The sequence below is a fragment of the Rhizobium favelukesii genome (assembly GCF_000577275.2).
Classification (GTDB): domain Bacteria; phylum Pseudomonadota; class Alphaproteobacteria; order Rhizobiales; family Rhizobiaceae; genus Rhizobium; species Rhizobium favelukesii.
The window spans coordinates 768466-790364 of record NZ_HG916855.1 but is presented as its reverse complement, the minus strand read 5'-3'; the positions used below and the strand labels follow the sequence as shown (position 1 = coordinate 790364).

At 58.5% G+C, this 21899-nt stretch carries 19 protein-coding genes; 5 read left to right on the top strand and 14 right to left on the bottom strand.

From position 1 onward, the window contains the following. Positions 1-699: 699 nt before the first annotated feature. The gene (locus tag LPU83_RS67290) at positions 700-1833 is read left to right on the top strand and encodes a helix-turn-helix domain-containing protein (protein WP_024317358.1); all 1134 of its coding nucleotides are present in this window, start codon (positions 700-702) and stop codon (positions 1831-1833) included. A 376-nt stretch (positions 1834-2209) separates the two neighbouring features. Here the strand turns inward: LPU83_RS67290 and LPU83_RS67285 are convergent, their stop codons facing one another. The 5 genes from LPU83_RS67285 to LPU83_RS67265 all read right to left on the bottom strand — a co-directional run bounded on the left by LPU83_RS67285 (position 2210) and on the right by LPU83_RS67265 (position 8678). Continuing rightward, a complete protein-coding gene (locus LPU83_RS67285) occupies positions 2210-4345 on the bottom strand; it encodes a beta-galactosidase (protein WP_024317357.1) in 2136 nt (711 codons plus the stop codon). A 17-nt stretch (positions 4346-4362) separates the two neighbouring features. Further along, entirely contained in the window at positions 4363-5499 is a 1137-nt protein-coding gene (locus LPU83_RS67280; RefSeq protein WP_024317356.1) for an ABC transporter ATP-binding protein, read from the bottom strand. A 25-nt stretch (positions 5500-5524) separates the two neighbouring features. Further along, positions 5525-6376 carry a carbohydrate ABC transporter permease gene (locus tag LPU83_RS67275; protein ID WP_024317355.1) on the bottom strand — a complete coding sequence of 284 codons (852 nt, stop codon included), beginning with the start codon at positions 6374-6376 and terminating at the stop codon, positions 5525-5527. Beyond that, positions 6376-7260 (bottom strand): carbohydrate ABC transporter permease, encoded by an 885-nt coding sequence (locus tag LPU83_RS67270; RefSeq protein ID WP_024317354.1) that lies wholly within the window; start codon positions 7258-7260, stop codon positions 6376-6378. Before LPU83_RS67270 ends, LPU83_RS67275 begins: the two co-directional genes overlap by 1 nt. 137 nt (positions 7261-7397) lie before the next feature. Next, on the bottom strand, positions 7398-8678 hold the full coding sequence (locus LPU83_RS67265) for an ABC transporter substrate-binding protein (RefSeq protein ID WP_112334144.1): 1281 nt from the start codon (positions 8676-8678) through the stop codon (positions 7398-7400). Between the two features lie 209 nt (positions 8679-8887). Here LPU83_RS67265 and LPU83_RS67260 point away from each other — a divergent pair, with 209 nt between their 5' ends. Continuing rightward, positions 8888-10042 (top strand): ROK family protein, encoded by a 1155-nt coding sequence (locus LPU83_RS67260; protein WP_024317352.1) that lies wholly within the window; start codon positions 8888-8890, stop codon positions 10040-10042. A 219-nt stretch (positions 10043-10261) separates the two neighbouring features. On the opposite strand, the gene LPU83_RS67255 is transcribed toward LPU83_RS67260, so the two are convergent. The 5 genes from LPU83_RS67255 to LPU83_RS67235 form a co-directional block, all read right to left on the bottom strand. Further along, complete coding sequence (locus LPU83_RS67255) at positions 10262-11029, bottom strand: ABC transporter ATP-binding protein (protein WP_024317351.1); 768 nt, start codon at positions 11027-11029, stop codon at positions 10262-10264. Position 11030: 1 nt separating this feature from the next. Beyond that, positions 11031-11879 carry an ABC transporter ATP-binding protein gene (locus tag LPU83_RS67250; RefSeq protein WP_024317350.1) on the bottom strand — a complete coding sequence of 283 codons (849 nt, stop codon included), beginning with the start codon at positions 11877-11879 and terminating at the stop codon, positions 11031-11033. Then, positions 11872-12723, bottom strand: a complete 852-nt coding sequence (locus LPU83_RS67245; protein WP_231052156.1) for an ABC transporter permease — start codon at positions 12721-12723, stop codon at positions 11872-11874. The genes LPU83_RS67250 and LPU83_RS67245 overlap by 8 nt, the downstream gene beginning before the upstream one ends. A gap of 64 nt (positions 12724-12787) precedes the next feature. After that, the gene (locus LPU83_RS67240; RefSeq protein ID WP_024317348.1) at positions 12788-13849 is read right to left on the bottom strand and encodes an ABC transporter permease; all 1062 of its coding nucleotides are present in this window, start codon (positions 13847-13849) and stop codon (positions 12788-12790) included. A gap of 23 nt (positions 13850-13872) precedes the next feature. Then, positions 13873-15474, bottom strand: a complete 1602-nt coding sequence (locus LPU83_RS67235; protein WP_029710300.1) for an ABC transporter substrate-binding protein — start codon at positions 15472-15474, stop codon at positions 13873-13875. Positions 15475-15596: 122 nt separating this feature from the next. On the opposite strand from LPU83_RS67235, the gene LPU83_RS67230 reads away from it, so the two are divergent. Genes LPU83_RS67230 through LPU83_RS67220 form a run of 3 tightly spaced genes read left to right on the top strand, consistent with a single transcriptional unit; the run spans position 15597 to position 18381 of the window. Next, a complete protein-coding gene (locus tag LPU83_RS67230; RefSeq protein WP_024317346.1) occupies positions 15597-16307 on the top strand; it encodes a GntR family transcriptional regulator in 711 nt (236 codons plus the stop codon). Positions 16308-16320: 13 nt separating this feature from the next. Further along, on the top strand, positions 16321-17229 hold the full coding sequence (locus LPU83_RS67225; RefSeq protein WP_029710299.1) for a dihydrodipicolinate synthase family protein: 909 nt from the start codon (positions 16321-16323) through the stop codon (positions 17227-17229). A gap of 12 nt (positions 17230-17241) precedes the next feature. Further along, positions 17242-18381, top strand: a complete 1140-nt coding sequence (locus LPU83_RS67220; protein ID WP_024317344.1) for a mandelate racemase/muconate lactonizing enzyme family protein — start codon at positions 17242-17244, stop codon at positions 18379-18381. Positions 18382-18627: 246 nt separating this feature from the next. On the opposite strand, the gene LPU83_RS67215 is transcribed toward LPU83_RS67220, so the two are convergent. The 4 genes from LPU83_RS67215 to LPU83_RS67200 form a co-directional block, all read right to left on the bottom strand. After that, positions 18628-19536, bottom strand: coding sequence for a homocysteine S-methyltransferase family protein (locus LPU83_RS67215; protein WP_024317343.1), 909 nt, complete (start codon positions 19534-19536; stop codon positions 18628-18630). A gap of 124 nt (positions 19537-19660) precedes the next feature. Then, complete coding sequence (locus LPU83_RS67210; protein ID WP_024317342.1) at positions 19661-20350, bottom strand: ABC transporter permease; 690 nt, start codon at positions 20348-20350, stop codon at positions 19661-19663. 10 nt (positions 20351-20360) lie between these two features. Further along, complete coding sequence (locus LPU83_RS67205; RefSeq protein ID WP_024317341.1) at positions 20361-21086, bottom strand: ABC transporter permease; 726 nt, start codon at positions 21084-21086, stop codon at positions 20361-20363. 12 nt (positions 21087-21098) lie between these two features. Continuing rightward, a complete protein-coding gene (locus LPU83_RS67200) occupies positions 21099-21872 on the bottom strand; it encodes a transporter substrate-binding domain-containing protein (RefSeq protein ID WP_040680921.1) in 774 nt (257 codons plus the stop codon). Between the last annotated feature and the right edge of the window lie 27 nt (positions 21873-21899).

The following is a 21899-nucleotide window of genomic DNA, read 5'->3' as shown; positions in this document are numbered from 1 at the left end:
GTCGCTCACGCGGGCTACACGCATGAAGCGAAGCGTATCGTAGTTCTAGGCTATCCGCGCCAGGTTCGGTAGATGAATTTTGGGGCGCAGACAGCGTAAGGTCCATCGACAGCGAAGTCGCCTTGATCCTGATGCATCTGACGGTTGAGAAGACAAGACGAAATGGCTAGATTGTGGTTTGGAGGAAATGCCACCACTGGGGGCTTATCGCCATTTGCCGAGATGAACGCTGAAATATTCGGCATTCACCGCGTGCGGATGGAAGGCCATTCTCAAAGCCCGCAGAAAACAGTTCGCTTGCATCATTCAGTCGTCACCTGGCCCCCAAGAGGAGAGTACGAATGAACTGCACATTTTTTTCTGTTCTCTCAACCAGTCTTTCCACAGACTTGGCAACGACCTACACCCTCGAGAGGATCGTTGCCATTTCAGGTGGTCGCCTTCAGCGCAGACCCCGCACTCCAGCCAGCGCGTCTTCGAACTGCTGGAAACGCTTCGACACGGATCGCACGACGATACGCCGCAATCTGTTTGGCGGGCACGCTGACGGTGCGGCCTCGCTCATGGTGCGGGCGAAAATCATGCCGCGACACGACGGCGCGCGTCGGAATTTGCGTTTAAATTCCATGTCTTTAGGGATGAACGTTCCGGCACCGGCAACCGGTTGCGCGCTGACATCGGCCCCCAGGAGTTGATGCGATGAGGACCGAAGACGGCACAGCGCCTGTCGGGTTGCTCGCACGGCACCTGGACGACGAAAGCCTTGCGAGCCCGAATTGCGAGGCGGCGGCTTGGGAAGACGAGAGGGCATCGTCCTTGCCCTCCTTTGAATTTTCGACCGCAGGGTTGCCGCGACCGGATCAGTTTGCGGCATGGCACAGTAGTTTCGAGCCTATGCTCGAACTGGCTGACATCGACCCGACGACCGCCGCCTTCCACGGCCGGCAGAAGCTTTGGGACCTTGGCAGTCTTTTGCTTGCTCAAATCAGTACTGACAGCCTCGCATTTTCCAGCCTGCCGGGACATCTTAGGCGGGATCCGATCGATCACTGGACAATGACGATCCTGCTGTCTGGAAAGATTAGGACCGATGCGGGAAGAAGTGTGTTTACCGCGGGTCCCGGTGAGGCCCAGATTCATTCGCTTGGTCGCTCTTTCACCGGCGTCGTCGATCAAGGCGAAATGCTCGTGCTGTTCGTGCCGCGCGATCTTTCGCTTGAGACGGCGGCCACGCTTAGCTCGGCGGAATTTTCGACGCTTGGGACAGGCATGGGACGATTGTTCTCGGACTACCTGATTGACGTCGCCAATCGTCTGCCGATGCTCGCCAGGGCCGATCTGCCGGGGCTCGCGGCCGCCACACGGGCAATGATCCTTGCCTGTGTGTCGCCATCCGCAGATCATATCGAGGCGGCCGAAGGACCGATCGCCAATGTGCTTCTCGAAAGGGCACGGCAACTGGTGCACAACCGGTTGCTCGACCCGAAACTCGGAAGTGAGATGGTGCGACGGGAGCTCGGGGTCTCGCGCACGCGCCTTTACAACCTGTTCGAGCCCTTCGGCGGGGTGATGCATTACATTCAGCATCGTCGGTTGCTGAGTGCTTATGCGGCGTTGACCGACCCCAACGATCGGCGGCTGATATTTCAGATTGCCGAAGAGCGCGGTTTCAGCGACGGCGCCGAGTTTGGCCGCGCGTTCAAGCGAGCGTTCGGTTATAGCCCGAGCGAAGTGAGGAACCGAGAAGGGGGTGGCATACCGGTTCGCCCAGATCTTGAGGACTGCCCATCCGAGGAGCGATTGGGCGTGCTTCTTCGAAGGTTGCAAGGGTAGCCCAAATGTTCGCCTCTCGGCCGTTGGGGCATCCTCGCTTGGCAGGTCCTAACCCTATTATCATGGCAAGGTCAGTCGGCGCGATCCGCCCCATCTGCCCGGTCATGTCTCCGTACCGGGGCGGCCCTCGGCTACCCGGTCGAGGGTCTTCCTCAAACAGCACGAGATTGAAGTCGGCGTCTTTGCTGGAGCAACTTCAATCAACTGCAATATGCGTAATGGCCTCGCCAGACAGTCGCCTTGAGAGAAATCGAACTTGCAAACTCGCGATGGCTGACAGCAGTCGTTGACGTCCGTTTTCGCGGCGCCTTCAACGCTTCCTGAGCTAAGCTTGCAAATTCGAGTTTCGAAGCTTTTGGCAGGATATTGCTGCTCTTTAGAACTGAATTACAGCGCATTCATGTGGGCCCAGCGTCAACTTTTCTTCGACACGCCGACCGGTGATTAGATCGATGCCTTGCGGAGGAGTTTTGATTTCCGTTGCTTCGGCGTCGCAATTTAGGACGAACAGCAACTTGCGGTCATCGGCCTCCCGCATTGTGACTTCCACATTCGGCGGCAAGTCCTGGAGAAGAGGTTGAACATTGCTTTCTGCGAACAATTGGGTCGCCAAGGCTTCGACCAACGGTTCGGTTAGATACGTTCCGACATAAACCGCACGACCGTTACCGAACCTGCGGACTGTAACCATTGGTCGACCGCTGGCGAAGCGGTTTGTCCATCGCCCGATGACCTTCACGTCATCGTCGAGCCGAAGAAGCTCGTACAGGTGCGCTGCGTCGTACTCCTGGTTGCCGAGACTGAAACTGTAACGTCTGGTCGCCGAACTCGCCGGCAGACGCTTCGCTGGATTGTGGAGGCCGTACTCAGTTCCGTGCAGGCCGAAGAGCCCATCGGCACCCGGCTCTGCGAGACGGCCGAACTCCTCGACGCGAACGCCGCATAGTCTGGATAGTCCCGCTCGCGGAGCGAGTTCGGTTGGAATATGGTTGTTCTCGTCTCTGGTCCCCGTCATCGCACCGACAATCAAGGTCCCGCCATCCTTGACGAACGCTTCCACATTCTCGTTCCATTCCGGTCGCCAGATTACCCAATGCGGCACATATAGGATCTTGATCCGCGACAAGTCGTCTTCGGGATGGATGAAGCCACACGCTATACCCCTGGAATAGCAGTAGCGATGGAGAAGCAGCCCGTCTTCCAAGGGGCTTGGCATACCCATGGGATAAGTCTTATAGGCCTCCTGATTGTCGAAGTCCGCGCCGGCGATGGCGACGTCCATGCGCACAGTCGTACCAAGCAGGTGCGGCTTTATCTTGCTGATATCCCCGGCGAACTGAACGGCTTCCTGGTAGCGGCGGCGGGGCACGTCATCGTGGTCAATGATACCCATCCAGTAAATTTCGGCGCCGAAATGTGCTGGACGCCAGCGGAAAAACAGGAGGCCGTCGGCCCCACGGGCGACAGAGCTCAGTGCCATCCGTCGCATCTCACCCGGCTCAGGCGTCATTGTCGAGAAACCAGGCTGACTCCCGAAGCCTGAAGCCTGTTCGGGAACGATGAAATTGCCTGAATAGGCGCGGCAGATGTCAAGATGCAAGGCTTGAGTGGCGGGATGACCACCGCTGCGCCTCATCTCGTCGTAGAGCATCGGGTAAACGTCGAAGCCAAGGAAGTCGAGGTCCTGACCGAACTGACCGCGGAAATCGATGTCTTCAAGACGGCCGAGATTGTGGAAGATGAACCAGTCGGAGTTCGCTCGACGGAGAATTTCCACCTGGTCATGCTGGAAGACAGCCGTCGCATGCGCCAGGAACCGGTGATAGTCCTGCAGGTGCCCTGGAGCAGGAAAACCCGGATTGTCCTTTCGAGGCACAGCGATCTGGTCAAAGTTGTCGTAGGCCAGCGCCCAGAAGTTCCCGCCCCACGCGAAATTCAACGCCGCAATGGTTTCATAGCGATCCCGAAGATAGCGCCGGAACTCCCGTTCGGTTGCCTCGGCGTATGACGTCGACACAGTCGTGTTCAATTCATTGTCGGTTTGCCAGCCGATGACGTTCGGATTGCCCGCGTAGTGCCGGGCCAAAGCCTCCGTGATGCGTCGGCTGTGAATACGGTAGACAGGGCTGTTCGTGTCTGCGTGTTGGCGCGAGCCGTGAGACGCTGTGCGGCCCCACTCGTCCGTGCGCAGCACCTCAGGATAGGTTGATGTCAGCCAACGCGGTGGCGTCGCAGTCGGCGTGCAGAAGATCGTCTTGATACCTTCGCAGGCCAAGACATCGATGGCCCGATCGAACAGCGAAAAGTCGAAGTGCCCCTCCTGAGGTTCGATCAGGTGCCATGCAAACTCGCCAAGGCGCACGACGTTGAAACCGGCCGCCGCCATTCGCTGGGCATCGCGCAGCCAATAGCTCTCGTCAACGTGCTCCGGATAGTGTGGAACGCCCAGGAGAAAGTCATCGAGATTGAGAGTGCGCCAAACCGAAAGCGGTGCAGGAGGGGTACGCTTCATGACTGTTTCATCCTTGCTTAGATTGTCGCGACGGCCTTGGGAGGGGTGATGGTTTTGCCGCCGGGCCCAAAAAGGTAGGCATCGGCTGGATCGAAGCCGACCGACACCAAGCGATCGTTTTGAAAGGGTTTGACGTCCGCGATCTGAACGGTGAAAACGGTCGTGCCGCTGTCCGATCCTGTCGTGACCAGTGGTCCGGCGTCGACGTAAACGATCGTTTCTCGTCCCAGATACTCGGTCAGACGCACGTTTCCAGGAAAGCGGATTTCGGCGAAGTCGTCGTCGAGCCGAAGCCGTTCGGGCCGAACACCGACCGTGACCGTATCGCCTACCGAAACCTTGTCGGTGAGACGGTCAAAAGCAAGCTCCAGTCCGCCGGCACCTGTAATCCGCGCACCCGATCCACTGGTTTCAGCCACCCGTCCCGCGACGAAGTTCATGCGGGGCGCTCCAAGGAAACCAGCGACGAAGACGTTGTCGGGGTTGTTGTAGAGACTGAGCGGAGCGCCGACTTGTTCGATTGTGCCCTGATTGAGCACAACGATCCGGCTCGCCATTGTCATCGCTTCGACCTGGTCATGGGTAACGTAGATCATCGTTGATGCGAGCCGGGAGTGGAGCGTCGACAGCTCGACCCGCATTTGGGTGCGCAAGGCGGCGTCGAGATTGGAAAGAGGCTCGTCGAACAGGAAGACGTCGGGCGAGCGTGTGATGGCACGGCCGATGGCAACACGCTGCCGCTGCCCGCCGGACAACTGCTTCGGCTTCTTCTCAAGTTGCTCTTCAAGACGAAGAATTGTGGCGGCGCGGGCAACCGCGGCATCGATTTCGGTCTTCGGTCGCTTGGCCATTCTGAGGCCGAACCCCATGTTTTCGGCAACGCTCATGTGCGGGTAAAGCGCGTAGGACTGGAACACCATGGCAATGCCTCTGTCGCCAGGCTCCAATCTGGTCACATCCCGTCCCCTGATCAGCAGCTTTCCCGAACTGGTCGTCTCAAGGCCGGCGATCGTCTTCAGCAAGGTCGACTTGCCGCATCCCGACGGCCCGACCATGACAACGAACTCACCTTCCTCGATGACCAGGTTGACGTCCCTAAGGGCATGGTAGCCCCCATAATGTTTCTCGATGTTGATAAGTTCGACACTGACCATCTTATGTATTCCTTGAGTTTTCGCCTCAGCCCTTGACCGCACCGACGGTCAGGCCGGCGATGAAGTGCCGCTGCATGAGGAAGAACATGACGACTGGAGGAATTGCGACCATGATCGTTGCCGCCGCTACCAGATTCCACGCAGACACCCACTCCCCTCGCAGATTGCTAAGGCCGGCTGTCACGGGCTTTACCGCATCGCTCTGCGTCAGCACGATTGCCCAGAAGTAATCGTTCCAGACAAAGGTGAATGTCAGGATCGCGAGTGCTGCCAACGCCGGTCGGATCAACGGGAGAACAACGTGCCAAAGTGTCTGCCATGGCGACGCGCCTTCTGCGCGGGCGGCTTGGAAAAGCTCGTCTGGAAGCGCGGCGATGAAGTTGCGCATGAAGAGTGTCGCGAAGCCCGTTTGAAAGGCCACGTGGAAAACAATGAGCGCGTAGTAGGTATCATAGAGTCCGATGGAGACCATCAAATCCCTGACCGGGATCATCATGATCTGGGCTGGAAGGAAGTTTCCCCCGACGAACAGCGCAAACATCAGATCCGCCCCGCGAAAGCGGTAGCGAGACAGCACGAAGCCTGAAAGCGTGGAGAGAACGAGTACGCCGCCCACCGACGGCAATGTCACGATCAGGCTGTTGAGGAAGTATCGCGCCATGGCGGTCTGCGTGAACACAGCCGTGTAGTTCTCAATGAAATTGAAGCTCCTCGGCCAACCCCAATAGTTGCCCGCCATCACTTCCTCGAATGATCGCAGCGACGTCGCCATGACTGCCAGCAGCGGGACGAGCCAGAGAGCGAGGATCAAAGCGACCATCGCACCATACGCGAACCGCCGAACCGGCACGTCTTCCGGTATGGACCTTGGGTACATCACAGTCCCTCCCTTTCCGGCCTGAGAAGCGTGCGTAAGTACCAGGAGATAAAGGCTGCCATGATCACGAAAAGTACCGTCGCGATCGCCGCGCCATAGCCGAAACGGTAGGAAAAGATTGACTGCTCGTACATCTGATATGCAAGAACGGTCGAGGAGCCGAACGGCCCTCCCGACGTCATCACGGCGACCATGTCGAATGACCGAAGCGCGCCGATGACCGTCACCGCCAAGGCGATGAAACTGACTTCGCGCAATTGGGGAAGAACGACATGAAACAGCATCGGCCAGCCCCGCGCGCCGTCGACGCGCCCAGCCCCTATCAGGTCTTCGCTCAGATTGTTGAGGCCCGCCAGAAACAGGACGAGGCAGAAGGCCACCTGTGGCCACAAGGCCGCGACCACGACTGCGAAAGTCACGAAATGCTCGTCGGAAAGCAACGCGGGTGCGCTCGCCCCAAAGTATCCGAAGATAAGCGAGAGAAGTCCGAAGCTCGGGTCATAGACCCAAGTAAAGACAACGCCGACCGTAACAGATGCGAGCACCAGCGGCACAAAGAACAGGGATTTCATGATCCGCATGCCGCGGATAGGCTGGTTCAGGAGCAGCGCGAGCGCCAATCCGAGCGGTGGCGCCAGCATGAACATTGCGAGCCAGATGAGATTGTTCTTGAGCGATATGTAAAACTGCGGGTCATTCAGGAGCTGAACATAGTTGGCCAGACCGACCCATTGTTTTACGCCAACGCCGTCCCATTCAAACAACGACACCCAGATCGTCTCGATGGAAGCGACAATGATCACCACCCCAAACAACAGGGCACCCGGTGCGATGAACAGTGTCGGCGTTATCCAATGTCGATGGCGTCGCCAGAGAGTGGACATTCAGGACTACTCCAGGAAAAGTTGATGGGTCCAAGCCCCAGACGCTGGGTTGGCTCGCAGAAGGCAGGGCTGCCGCTAATCTGCAGCCCTGCCTTCTGCGGTACAGCTCCGGGGAGAAACAGGCGACCGCGATGGGGTTAGGTCTTGAAGATGCGCTTTCGCGTACCTTCGAGCCGTTCCAGAATCTGGTCGCGCCGATCGGGCTTCGCCATGAACTCCTGGAACCCCTTAAGACCTTCCTGTGCCATATCCGGGTCGGTATCCCGGTCGTAGTACTGCGCGGAGCCCTCGACGGTCTTGAGAGACTCGACGGCCGCGTTCACGAGCGGGTCTTTACTCGGAGGGCAGTCGCTGCGAGGCGGCACGGCGCTTTCCGTCTCCAGGAAGGCTGAAAGGTTGTCGGGCTTGTAGAAATAAGCAAGGAAGTCACGCGCGCTTTCCTTGTTCTTGGCATTCTTCGGGACGTGGATCGAATTCAGCGCAAAGTCCTCGTATCGCGCCACGCCTTCCACAACCTGCGGAAACGGTGTGAATGCGATTTGATCCTGCTGACCCTCGGGGAAGCCGTACTTGATGAAGCCTGCAAGGTCCATCATCGCCGCTTTCTTCTGCGCCAAGGCTGCAGAAGCCTGTTCCCAGCCAGACGAGGTGCTGTTGGCACTGAACATCCCCGCGTTGATGAGTTCTGCCCATTTATCGAAGACAGGCAGGATCGCAGGATCGGTATAGGACATCGTGCCGTCCATCAGTGCCATGTGCTTTTCCAGGCCGTTGATGCGCAGGTTCATATGGTCGAACCAGCCGGCCGCGGGCCACATCTCCTTGGTCCCCATGCTCACAGGTACCATTCCTGCGGACTTGGCTTGTTCGCCCAGCCCAAGCAGGTCGTTGATCGTTTTCGGGGGTGACCACCCCTTCTCAGCAAAGACGTCCTTGCGATAGAAGAGCCCCCACAGCAGCCCGCCGAGGGGCAAGCCATACTGCTTTCCGTCGACAGTCACGGCATTCAATGTCGGGCCCAGCACTGCCTTGTAGTTCTCGCGTTCAAAGAGATCGGAGATATCGTCGAAGAGCCCCCGCTTGACGAAGGCCTTCATGCGGTTACCCGAAAACCAGAAGCAAATGTCCGGCGCACCGACCACAAGATAGCTTCGGATCGCAGTCTTGTGAGCCTCGTGATCCATGTTGTTGATGGTCACCTTGACGCCACTTACCTTCTCGTACTCGCTGGCAATGCGCTGCAGGACCTCGCGCTGCGAAGCGTTGCCGATATTGGAGATGATCGTCATTTCCTTGCTCTGGGCAAGAGCGGGAGCGCTCAGTGATATTCCGGCGAGTGCCGTCCCGGCTCCGATTAGGAAATGGCGTCGGGACGCGGGCGCCCCTTTAAGCAGAGTGGTTATATCTTTCGGTGTCATTCAAAATCCTCCCAGGACAAAGCTTCGCCTCGCCCGAACGGACCAGCGGTCGGGCTTCTAGAACGTGAATTTGCTTGAGAACATGCGGGCCAGAAAAATCTCGCGCCGCGGTCTCCTCCTCATTGCCAACGCCGAAAAGCTAACCTACCTTCTGAGTTAGGACAAGAGTTAATTTACGAAATAAACTAACTCAATCGAGGAGGTAGAGTTTGAAAGGCAATGCGAGCACGTCACGCGCCTTAAACAGGCGGTTGATCTTGAACTTGCTGCGAAACCGGGGTCCGGTATCTCGGGCCGAGCTGGCAGTGATCACTGGTCTCAGTCCGGCGGCCGTAACATTTGTCGTCACCGAATTGATCGAAGACCGGCTCCTTGTAGAGCGGGAGGCCGTCACAAGCTCAAACGGTCGCCGTCCGATCCCCGTAGACATCAACTACGAGGCTCACCTCGCCCTGGGCTTCAAGCTCAATCGAAACAGCATCGACTGTGTGCTGACTGATCTCGCCACCATCCCACTCGCCACCATGGAAACAGCCGTCGCGAACACCTCCCCCGAGGGCATGATTGAGGCGATCAAGGATGCGATCCCGCGCCTGTTGGCGCAAGCAGGTCGCAAAGAGCAGGATATAATGGGTATAGGCGTGTCGATTCCTGGCGAAGTCGACCCAAAGAAAGGGGTGTGTCTGCAAAGTCCGCGCTTTGGTTGGTATGATCTTCCCTTCGCCGAACTCCTGGCCGAACGTGTGCATGCGCCGGTCTGGATAGACGATGACGTCAACGCTTTCGCTATCGCCCAAAAGCTGTTTGGGGCGGGCCGCAACCACCGGAATTTCGCCGCCCTGGCCATCGGCGCTGGGATTGGCTGTTCACTCGTCCTGAACGGGGAAATATACCACGGCAGCAACGGCGCGGCAGGCAAATTGGGCCATATTACAACGATACCGCAAGGTGAACTGTGCGAATGCGGACGCCGCGGGTGTCTCATGGCCCATGCTGCGGAACCATACATGATCGCGGAATGGGGGCGCAAACGGGGTGAACCGGCTACCCGGACCGATTTCGTGGCCGCCGCCGAGGCGGGCGAGGACGCTGTCGTTGCAATTCTACAGGAAGCAGGATCACGTATCGGCAGACACTTGGCCGATTTGGTGAATCTATTCGATCCCGAGATTATCGTCGTGGGAGGCGAGGCCGTGCAATTCGGTGAAGCGCTGTTGGGACCTCTCAAGCGATCGATGAACGAATTCCTGTTCTTCTCACGACCCGAGCTTCAAACGGATTGGGTTGCGAGCTCCTGGGCAAGAGGAGCTGCAGCGTTGGCTACGCAAAGCATCTTCGACTTCGAGCGATCGCCGAGTGGCTGATGACCGGCTCGAACCAGATCCAGTCCTGATTTCGCCAGAGCAGACCAACAGCCATCATAGAGGCTTGTCAGATGTGCCATGGAAGCCGCTTAGGCTCTGATCGGCGAACGCTTTTCTTGTGCATCCCACGAGATCGACAATGGAAAGGAAGGTCCGAAAGCCGTCGCAGAAATGCGTCGCTCACGAATTCGAACAGCGCTGCAAGCGAGATGGTTGGACTTAATTCCTTGCACGGGTGGGCACGTATCCGCGACTGCCGTCAAGCAATGTTCTTGTATAGGCGTGCGCGACCTGCCCTTTGAGAAGCTGCTCACGGGTTGCGATCTCGACGAAGACGCCGTCTTGCATGACCGCAACACGGTTGCACAGATGCGCTATGACGGCCATGTCGTGACTGACGAGAATATAGGTCAGCTTCTCTCTTTCACGCAGGTCTTTCAGCAGATTGAGGATCTCTGCCTGGATCGACACGTCGAGAGCCGACGTCGGTTCATCGAGAAGCAGGATGCGGGGCCTCAAGATCAATGCACGCGCGATCGCCACCCGCTGGCGCTGTCCGCCCGACAGCTGGTGCGGGAATCGATGGCGAAAGGACGCCGGCAACCCAACGTCGCGTAGGACTGCCTCTACCCTTTCTTGGCGCTGGCCAAGACCGTGAATCTCCAACGGCTCGAGCAGAGTGCGGCCGATCGTGTGGCGTGGATGGAGTGAGCCGAACGGGTCCTGGAACACCATCTGTTGCTTTGCCAGCTGCTGAGGCGAGCGCTTTCGGGAAATAGCCTCTCCATCGACACCGATAGTGCCGCTCCAGTTTTTGAGCCTGCCGGCAAGCGCTCCAAGAACAGTCGACTTGCCACAGCCGCTTTCCCCCACAAGGCCGAATGTCTCGCCTGGTTCGACAGCAAAGGAAACGTCCTTGACGACGTGCTTGCGCGCATCACCGCTGTCGAACGAAACGGCGAGATTGCTAACGGATATCATCGTCATCTCATGCCTCCGCCCAGCTCGCTTCGCGTCGCAGGACCTGAAGCCTGTCCTTCGGGTGATCGAGGCTTGGCAGGGCTTCCAGAAGACCCCGGGTATAGGGGTGCGTTGCATGGTTGAGGCGGCAGGCTTCAAGCGTTTCCACGATGCGTCCCGCATACATAATGATCACACGATCACAGAAGCTCTTTACCAGATTAAGATCGTGCGAGATGAAGATCAGGCCGATGTCGCGTTCGGCGATCAGGTCATCGAGGATAGACAGCACGTGCTGGCGAACGGTCACGTCAAGAGCGGATGTCGGTTCATCGGCAATGATCAGAGATGGCGACGAAATCAGCATCATCGAGATCATGATGCGCTGGCCCATTCCGCCCGAAACCTCGTGCGGATAGAGATTGAAGACGCGCTCAGGGTCGCGAATATGGACACGCTCGAGCATGGCGAGCGTGCGTTGACGTGCTTGTCGCCGCCCGATGCGCTCGTGCAGAATGACTGTTTCGGCAATCTGTTCGCCAACCGTCATCACCGGATTGAGCGAATATTTCGGGTCCTGAAGGATCATCGAAATGCGTCGGCCGCGGATCGCGCGCATGTCGGCCTCGCTGGCGCCAAGCAGGTCCACCTCCTCGAAACGCATCTCCTCGGCCACGACGCGCGCGTTTGCCGGCTGAAGGCGCATGATGGCGCGCCCGGTGGTACTCTTGCCGGAACCGGATTCACCGATGATGCCGACCTTTTCCCGTCCGACGTCGAACGAGATATCCTTCACCGCCGTCACGGCGCCCGACAAGGTCGGAAACTGGACCGACATATTCTTGACCGAGAGGATCGGCTGAAAAAGGTCAGGCATTTCGGGGATCCATGATGTCGCGCAGTCCGTCGCCAAGCAGGTTGAAGGCGAGACTGACAAGGAGAATTGCAACGCCTGGAACCGTTGTCAGCCACCAGGCATCGAGGAGATATTGCCGACCGGATGCCGCCATGGCGCCCCATTCCGGCATCGGCGGTTGCGCGCCAAGCCCAAGGAATCCCAATCCCGCCGCCGTCAGGATGACGCTCGACATGTTGAGCGTCAAACGGATGATGATGGACGGCGCGCAAAGCGGCACGATATGGCGAAAGAGGATACGGCCCACGCCTGCACCCTGCAATTCGGCAGCGACGACGAAATCGGCTGAGCGAAACGTTAGCGTCTCGGCGCGCGCCAACCGTGCGATTGGCGGCCACACCGTCAGGGCTATGGCAATGACGGCGTTCTCGATGCCGGGCCCAAGGGCGGCGGAGAACGCCAGCGCGAGCACGAGACTTGGAAAGGATAGGAAAATATCGGTGATGCGCATGAGAACGACATCGACCCAGCCGCCGAGGTAGCCGGCTGTTGCACCAATCGCAAAGCCGATCGGAGCGACGATGACGGTGACAAGGATGCTGATATAAAGCGTCGTGCGTGCGCCATAGACCAACCTCGAATAGACATCGCGGCCAAACTCGTCTGTCCCAAACCAATGGAGCGCCGACGGCGGCCTCAGGGCCATGGTGAGATCCTGCAGAATTGGATCGTGATTTGCCAGCAGCGGCGCAAGGACTGCAATTGCGATCAATGCGGCGACGACCACAAATCCGGCGAAGGCAAGTGGATTGGCGATAAGGCTAAGCCACAGCACATAGGCCTTGTGCAGACGAGCTTGACGCATCGAGGAAAAATCCTCGTTGATCAGCCAATTGTGGAGATCGTTGAAATAGCGTGTCGCCATGATGTCACCGGGTTCTCGGATCGAGGAAGCGATAGGTCAGGTCCGACAGCAGATTGATGGCAATCGAGATGATGCCGATCAGAAGCACGCTGCCGAGGACGGCATTCATGTCCGCAAAGAACAACGCAGAGGTCAGGTACTGACCAAGTCCTGGCCAGGCAAAGACGGTCTCGATGAGAACCGTGCCGTCGAGCAGACCGCAGTAGGCAAGGGCGACGATCGTCAAAAGCTGGACCCGGATGTTGCGGAGTGCATGACGCCAGACGATGGCGCGTTGCCCGAGGCCCTTGGCTTTCGCGGTCAGCACGTACTCCTGCCGCAACTGCTCGAGCATGAAACTGCGGCTCATGCGACTGAGATAAGCCATCGCGGCGTAGCCGAGGATGAGTGCAGGCGCAGCCACATGCAAAAGCGCGTCGCGGAAAACCTCCCATTCGCCGGCAAGCATCGCGTCGACCAGGATCGAGTTCGTCGGCCCTTCCACCAGACCCTCATTGTAGACATCCAGACGACCACTTCCCGGGATGAGGCCGAATTTCGCGTAGAAGACGAGGATGACGATGGTTCCCAACCAAAAGATCGGCGTCGAATGCCCGAGAAGTCCAACAATGCGCGCAACGTGGTCGACCCAGGTGCCCTTCCTGACAGCAGAGATGATGCCGAGAGGAATGCCGAGGCTTGCACCGATGATGGTTGCCAGGGTCGCAAGCTCCAGCGTCGCCGGAAACACGCGGGCAAGGTCGCTGGCGACCGGATTCTTCGTCACATGCGACTGGCCGAAGTCGAGATGAGCGACGTTTCCAAGATAGGTCGCGAACTGCACGTAGACTGGCTGGTCAAGGCCCATCTGCTTGTAGACGCGCTCATAGGTCTCGTGATCGGCCTGATCGCCGATCACAGCAATGACCGGATCGGCGGGCACCATGCGCCCGACAACGAAGGTGATCACCAGGAGCCCTAAAAGCGTGGTCAGGATGACGCCAAAGGACGTCGCCACCTTTTGCAATGCCGCAAGCGCTGCCGTACCGCGGCTCGGCCCGGTGCCGGTTGTCTGTACGATCGTCACGTCATTCTCCTCGAGCCGTCAGGCTATTGACCCTTTGAGACCGTGTCCCAACGTGTCAGCCAGGTTGAATGGCCAACGTAGCCCTTGATGTCCTTGCGCACTGCCTTTGCGTCGGTGCGCTGGAACGAAGTGATGAGAGCCGGAGAAGCCTTGAGATAGGCCTGGTTGACCTTCGCATAGAGATCATCGCGCTTCTCCTGGTCCGTCTCGTGCGCTGCCGCCGTCACCATATCCTGGATATCCTTCGGAACGTCCCAGGCGGTACGCCAGGCGATCAGGCCGCTCAGCTTTGCATCGTCTGCATTGTTGGGATTGGTCGCATAGGAGGCCAGAACGGCATGCGGATCGGGGAGACGTTCGCCGGTACGGGCCGAAAAGATTTCGAACTCACGGTTACGAAACTTGCCAATATGGTCGCCCCCTTGCAGGTCAAGTTTGATGCCCGCTTTGGCGGCATTGGCCTGAAGGGATTGGGCCACTTCATATTCCGGCGTCACCGGTGTCGCGTAGTAGACTTTCGAAAATCCATCCGGATAGCCGGCCTCGGCAAGCAGTTGCTTTGCCTTGTCGATATCGAGTTTGTAGGGAGCGGCATCGCTGGCACCCGGCAGGCCAGCGGGGACAATCGTCTCTTGCTTGATGCCGTAGTACTTCATGACCGTGTTTGCCAGCCCATCATAGTCAATGAGGTAGCGGAAGGCTTCGCGAACCTTCGGGTTGGCGAGAATCTCGTCCTTCTGGTTAAGCGCCAGATAGTAGAACCCGAATCCCGGCGTCTTCTGGATGTCGGCCTTCCCGCCTGACTGAACGGCAGCGAGATCAGTCGACGAGAGGCGTGTTGCAATATCGACGTCACCCGCTTCTAGCTGCAGGCGCTGGCCAGACGATTCCGGAATGTGGCGCAATATGACGCGACGCATCTTGGGAGTGCGGGCCCAATAGTCCTTGAAAGCGTCAGCAATCAACAGATCATTGACACGCCACGTCCGCAACGAATAGGGCCCGGAACCGGCATCAGCGGTTTGCAGGAATTCCCGACCCATATCGCCATTTTTTTCCTTCTCGGCGAGGAGCTTGCTGTCGAGGATGGAGGTGGAAAAACTCGCCAACGAATAGAAGATCAGGTTCGGATTCCAAACTTCCGGCGTTTCCAAGACGACGGTGGTGTCATCGCTTGCCTTGATCAGGCTGTCGACATTCTTGTCAGTAAAGCCCCACTGGCGCAGGTCGACGGAAGGCGCAAGCCCGAGCTTGACCAGTCGACGCAACGACCACTCGACATCCTTGGCGGTCAGAGGATTTCCTGAATGAAAGCTCACGCCGGAGCGGATCTTGAAGGTGAAGGTCTTGCCATCGGGCGAAACGGTCCAGCTTTCGGCCAGGCCAGGCATCGGCTTGGTGATGTCGTCTGCGGGCAGAGCAATGAGACGCTCGTAGAGATTGGCTACGATCTCGGCCGCCTCGAGTTGGTTGAGTTCATTCGGGTCCAATCCACGCATGGACGACATGTTCATCGCAACGACAAGCTGGTCCTTGGGCGTTGCCGCCTGTGCCGAGATCGACATCGAAAGCGTTGCGGCGATAAAGGCCGAGGTCATTAGGAAGCTGCGTCTTTGAATGCCCATTCGTTCCTCCCTGGAGCACTGCAATCGCGTCAAGCGCGCATTTTTCATATCGACATCAATCTGAAATCTGGTATATCAGATCTCACAAAACGATTTTCTCGTCAACGGGGGATTTTCAGGTGATGCAGAAAGATGCGCTTCCGGCACTGCGTGGGGAACGGATCGAGAAGCTCGACCCCCGCTTCTTAACGACCCTGCGCGATCACGTGCATCGCACGTTGCGCGCAGCCATTCTTTCTGGACGCTTCGGTGCCAACGAGCGCGTCAACGAACGCCAGCTCGCAGACCAGCTGGGCGTCAGCACCACGCCGATCAAAGAGGCTCTGCGCCAGCTCGAAACCGAAGGTCTTGTCGAAGCTCTTCCCCGGCGCGGCGTGCTCATCCGGTTCAACTCGGGCTGGGCAGAGGAGATGATCCTTGCCCGCGCAGCTCTGGAGTCGATGATTGCACATCTGGCGGCGAAGAGGATTTCCAAGACTGAGGCTGACACACTTGAAGCGATCGTCGTGCAGATGAAAACGGCAACCGCAGCGGGATCGCCAGACGAGTTGATTGCGCTCAACGAGACGTTTCACGACCAGATCCATGTGTCGTCGAGGTGTGCGTATCTCGCGCGGATGATCGAACGGCAGCAGTTCTATGACGCAAGCATCCGACGCGTCATTCACTCCGATCCGCAAGAGCGCGACAAGGCCCTGTCAGAACATGCCGCGATCGCTGCGGCCATCATTTCCGGCAACAGCGACAAGGCCGAGCGTGTGATGCGCGACCACGTGGTGCGCTCCGGTGAGACTTACCTCAAAATCGTATTCGAGAAGAACGAGGACATTTGACGTGACCGAGGCAATGAAGAAAATCCGCAAGGCTCTGACGGGTATTTCAGGCGTTCCCGTGACGCCCTATCAGAAGGATGGCAGCATCGACAGCACCAAACTGTCGGCCCTCATCAGCCGCCTTGCGGGCGCCGGCGTTCACAATCTGATGGCCGCTGGCAATACCGGAGAATTCTTTACGCTGACGCTGGAAGAGATCCGTCATGTTCACGCAACGACGATCACGGCAGCCGACGGGAAATCCCTTGTCAGCGCCGCCGTCGGTCGCTCGCTTAGCGATGCCAAGGCGCTGGCACGCCAGGCGATTGCCGATGGCGCAGACGCCATCATGGGCCATCACCCGATGGACCCATTTGCAGGTCCAAGCTACCAGGCCAAGTATTTCCTGGAGCTTGCGGAAGCCTCGAGCGTTCCCGTCATTGCCTATGTTCGAAGCGATACGTTCTCGGTGGCCGACTTCCGAAAGCTTGCCCTCCATCCCAACATTGCCGGCATCAAGTTCGCCTCCGGCAACCTGATGCTTCTCGCCGAGGTGATCCGCGCGACGAAGGATGCATCTGCGATCTGGGTTTGCGGTCTTGCAGAGGGATGGGCGCCTGCTTTTTATGCCATGGGCGCGCGGGGCTTTACCTCGGGCCTCGTCAATGTCTTCCCTGAGCGATCGCACGCAATCCATCAAGCGCTGGAAAGGGGGGACTATGCTGGCGCGCGTGCGCTCATCGATGACATTGCCGGATTCGAGGCCATGCGCACGAAGTATCTGAACGGCGCCAATGTAACCGTGGTGAAGGAGGCGCTCGGTATGCTCGGTAACGACGTCGGACCAGTGCGCATTCCAGGCGTTGAAGCGCTGACGGAAGCAGAACGCGCCGAACTCAAGACGATTGTTGCGCGCGTCAGCGAGCTTGGCCGCGCAGCCTGAGGATACAACGACATGCACATCACTGCCCTGAAGACCTACATGCAAAGGGTGGACGATCGCCCGCGCCTGCTGGTCAAGATCGAAACGAGCGAAGGCATTTCGGGTTGGGGAGAAGCCTACAACCATGGACCTGACTGGTCCCTGCCTCCCCTACTCGACTATCTCTTTCACCAGATCGAGGGACAAGACCCGCGGCGCGTTGAGTTCCTGGTGCTCAAGCTCAACCAGCAATGCCGTTTTCCGCCAGGTGCCTTGGGTTTGGCCGCAATTTCGGCGATCGATCATGCATTGTGGGATATTGCAGGAAAGGCGGCCGGCCTTCCGGTGTACATGCTGCTCGGCGGAAATGTGCGCGACCGCGTTCGCGTCTATTGCGGCGTCTATACCGCACCCGACCCGCAAGCCGCACGCGACCAAACATTCAAGCTGAACGAGACCTATGGCTATACGGCTTTCAAGCTCAGCCCCTACCGGCGCGATCTGCATGCCGGCCGATGGGGCGAACTGGTCAAAGAAACGGGTGACTGGTTCGGCAAGATCCGGGACCTCACGCCGTCGCATTTCGAATTCGCATTCGATGCCCATGCAAAGATCTATGAGCCCTACCAGGCCGCCCAGCTCGCTGCCGCGATCGCGCCCTATGATCCGCTTTTTTACGAGGAGCCGATCCGCCCGGAACACATTCCCGCCTGGGCGGAGCTAAAATCGAACGTGACGGTGCCGCTTGCAACGGGTGAGTCACTTTACTCGCGCTTTGAATTTCTGTCGCTGTTGAGCGCGCGCGGCGCCGACATTATCCAGCCTGACATCTGCGTGGTCGGCGGCGTCACCGAAATGCGCCGCATCGCCGCCATTGCGGAGGCACACTATGTGACGATCGCACCGCACAATCCAATGGGGCCGCTGGCCACAGCGGTCAATATTCATTTCTGTGCAGCGCAGCCGAACTTCAAGATTCTGGAGTTCAAGCCGCATGAATATGCCCCTTGGGCGACCGATCCCTATATGCCCGTCGACGGGCATATGGAGCTGAGACCGGACCGACCAGGCTGGGGCATCGAAATTGACGAAAAGGCGCTCATCAAGGAAGACTACGTCCATTGGGAACGCAAGATCACCCGCAAGCCGGACGGCGCGACTGCCTACCCATAAGGGCAGCGCTGCGCCATCGGCCACACAACGCCAGTGTCATACACCGCAGTCGCGCGTGTGTTCTCGTCGTCCGCTCTCCAACCTGCCCAAACGGCGTCTTAGCACGATCGGGCGGTGCGCATCTGCGAGATCGAAATTGATCGCCTTCGGGCAGCCAGGCGCTGCGGGATCATGTCAATTGGGCCCACCCTCGTGATAGCTTGACCTTGACAGCGTGTGACGAAGGCACCTGCGCCACACATGGGCTCAGCCCAGTAAGGTTTTCTTGAGCCGATGGATATGGCCAGCGCCGATGCCGCAGCAGCCGCCGATTATCGTCGCACCTGCTTCGGCCCATGAACAGGCAAAGCGCGAATAAGTATCATCGGTCAGGTCGTTGCGGGTATCGTGCAGGCCTTCATTGGCGGCTGCTGCGCCTTGCTCCCCTTCAAAGGCATTGGCGTAGACGCCGATTTCGATGTGAGCGTTCATTTTCCGAAACACACGCGCTGTCGTCTCCACCGCCGCCTTCATGACCTCAGGCTTGCTGCAATTAAATAACAGGGCCTCGGCGCTGGACGAAACCGCCCAGAATGCCGCGTCCTCGACCGTTTCGTCAGAGCGAAGCCTCGGTTCGTCGCTCCTGATGTTTGCCTCGTCATCTGCCAATGTGAACGAAATCCACAGTGGCTTGTCGGTGGTTGCCACGGCCTTGCCGACAGCCTCTCCCTCCGCGATCAGGCTCAACGTCTCGCCGAGCCATATATCGACGAAAGGACTGAGGTTTTCGACAAGCACCTTGAGATAGTCCTGAGCGCGCGAAGGCTGGAAGTTCTGTGGTTCGTAGGAGCCGAAGATCGGAGGCAGCGAACCGGCGACCAGCACCTTCCGATCGGTGACGGCATCGGCGGCTTCGCGCGCCAGGCGACCAGCGAGGCGTATCAACGCCGCACCCTCCTTGTGGAACCGCTCCTTGCCGATATGAAAGGGCACAAGCGCATAGCTGTTGGTGGTAATGACCTGCGATCCGGCGGCGATGAATTCCTGGTGTACCTTGCGTACGATGTCGGGCGCCTCGATCAGCGCCAATGCCGACCATTCCGGCTGTTTCAGTTCGGCGCCAAGTCGCAGGAGCTCGCGGCTCATGCCGCCATCGAGAATTCGCGTTGTGCTCATGAGGAGGTCTCCATTCAGGCGGTCGCCGTCGGCAGCGGCGAGCTTTTCATAACAAAGTGGGTGAGGTGTGCGCAGTTCGCGTCGGCGCGCACAAGGGATCAGGGCCAGTGCCTTTTCGTGTGACCTAACGTCGAACCGGCACCTGCCCTTCGACAGCTCGAAAGACGCGGGAGATCAATGCGGTCAGAGCGAGATAGAAGAGGGTGACGACGAGCAACGGTTCGTAGACGAGCAGCGTGTCCTGTCGAACCTTGTTTGCCACGGCGTAGAGATCCATCACCGTAATCGTAAAGGCAAGCGGCGTCGCCTTGAGCTGCATGACGATCTCTCCTGCTATGGTTGGCAGGGCGATCCGGATAGCGCGTGGCAGCCAGATGCGGCGGGTGAGTGTGAAGGGCGACAGGCCAAAGGCTCGGCCGGCTTCGAGCTCGCCTTTGGGAACGGCAAGCAGTGCACCGCGCAACACCTCCGCCTCATAGGCGGCATAGTTCAGCGTAAAACTTACGGCTGCGAAGAAGAAGCCCTCGCGCAAGATTGGCCAGAAAAGGCTTTGGCGGATGCCGGGGACCAGGGGCAATAGCGAGCCGATCCCGTAGTAGAGGAGCCATAGCTGTATCAGCAACGGTGTGCCGCGCAAAAAGGTGCAGTAGCTGCGGGCGAAGAGCCGCATAAATCTGCCGCCGCTGACCTGTGCGAAGGCGAGACCTATGGCGATGATGAACCCGAACACCACGGAGATCGCCAGCAACGAAACAGTCTGCCAGGCGCCCGTCAAAAGCAGCGGAAAGTAGGAAGAGATCCAGGTGAAACTCATAGCGCTTTCTTCAGGCAAGGCTTGGTTGTCCCTGCCGTACACGCCCCTCGACCAGTTTAAGGGCAAGATTGGAAACGAGCGTGATGGCGAGGTAAAGAAGGGCTGAGGCAAGGAAAAAGACGAAGTAATGTTTGGTGCTTGCCCCGGCAAGACGGGTGGCGAGCGCCAGCTCCTGATAACCGACGACAGCGACCAGCGCACTGTCCTTTGTGATTGACATCCACAAATTGGCAAGACCTGGCAGCGCATTTGGCAAAAGCGCCGGCAGCAAGACGCGGCGAAACCTCAACACGGGTCCCATGCCGAAGGCCTTGGCAGCCTCGATCTGGCCAGCTGGAATGGCGAGGATCGCACCGCGCAGCACCTCTGTCATGTACGCACCCTGCACGAAGCCCAGCACAGCGACGGCTGCGATGAAGCCGTTCACAGTGATTGGCGGCAGGTTCAACGCAGCGAGCAGCCGGTTAAGGCCATCCGTGCCCGCGTAATAGAGCCCGACGATCAGGATCAGCTCGGGAACAGCGCGCATCACCGTGGTATAGAGATCGAGCAGCAGGCGGAACATGCGATTGCCCGAAAGCTTTCCGATGGCGCCGCCCGTGCCGAGCAACAGGCCGACGGCGAAGGCACAGGCTGAGATGGCGACCGTGGAGGCGGCACCTGCCAGGAGAACTCCACCCCATCCCGGAGGATAGGGCGATAAAAGGTCCAGAACACTATGTTGCGTGGTCGCCATCGTTCAGATTGCTTACTTTGCGCCGTAGATGTCGAAATCGAAGTATTTCTTGGTGATGGCGTCATATTTGCCGCTAACACGGACGGCGGCGATGGCCGCATTCAACTTGGCTTTCAGCTGCGTGTCTTCCTTACGCAAACCACCCGCAACTCCAGCTCCGAGAACCTCCTTGTCGTCGGCGACGTCCCCCGTCCTGGCGCAGCAATCCTTTCCCCCGTCACTTTTGAGGAAAGCGTCAAGCGCCAGAAAATCACCAAAGACATAGTCGATGCGGCCGGACGCGAGATCCTGAAAAGCCTCGTCGAGTGTTTGGTAGGTCTTTTCCTGCGCAACCTTGGCAAAATACTTCTTGTAGTATTCCGATTGGATCGTCGACACCTGAATGCCAATCGTCTTTCCCTGCACGTCATCGGCGGTTGCGCCCGGCTTCTGGTCTTTGGGACCGATCAGGCTGCTCGGGGTGTTGTAGTACTTGTCGGTGAAGTCGATCACCTTCGAGCGTTCCGCCGTGTTCGACATCGATGACCAGATCACGTCGAACTTCTTGCTCTCAAGAGCCGGAATGAGACCATCCCATGAAATGTCGACGATCGAGCATTTCTCCTTCATTGCTTCGCAGACAGCGTCCATAAGGTCGATTTCCCATCCCTGCCAATGGCCCGAGGCATCCTTGGCAAAGAAAGGCGGATAGGATTCATTCATGACGCCGAAGCGGACTTCTGCCTGCGCCGTGATGGCGGAAAGCGCAAGTGCTGCGCCGGCAAGAAGCGTGGGGAGCAGTTTCATTCGCAGGATTCTCCTGGTTTGTGTTAT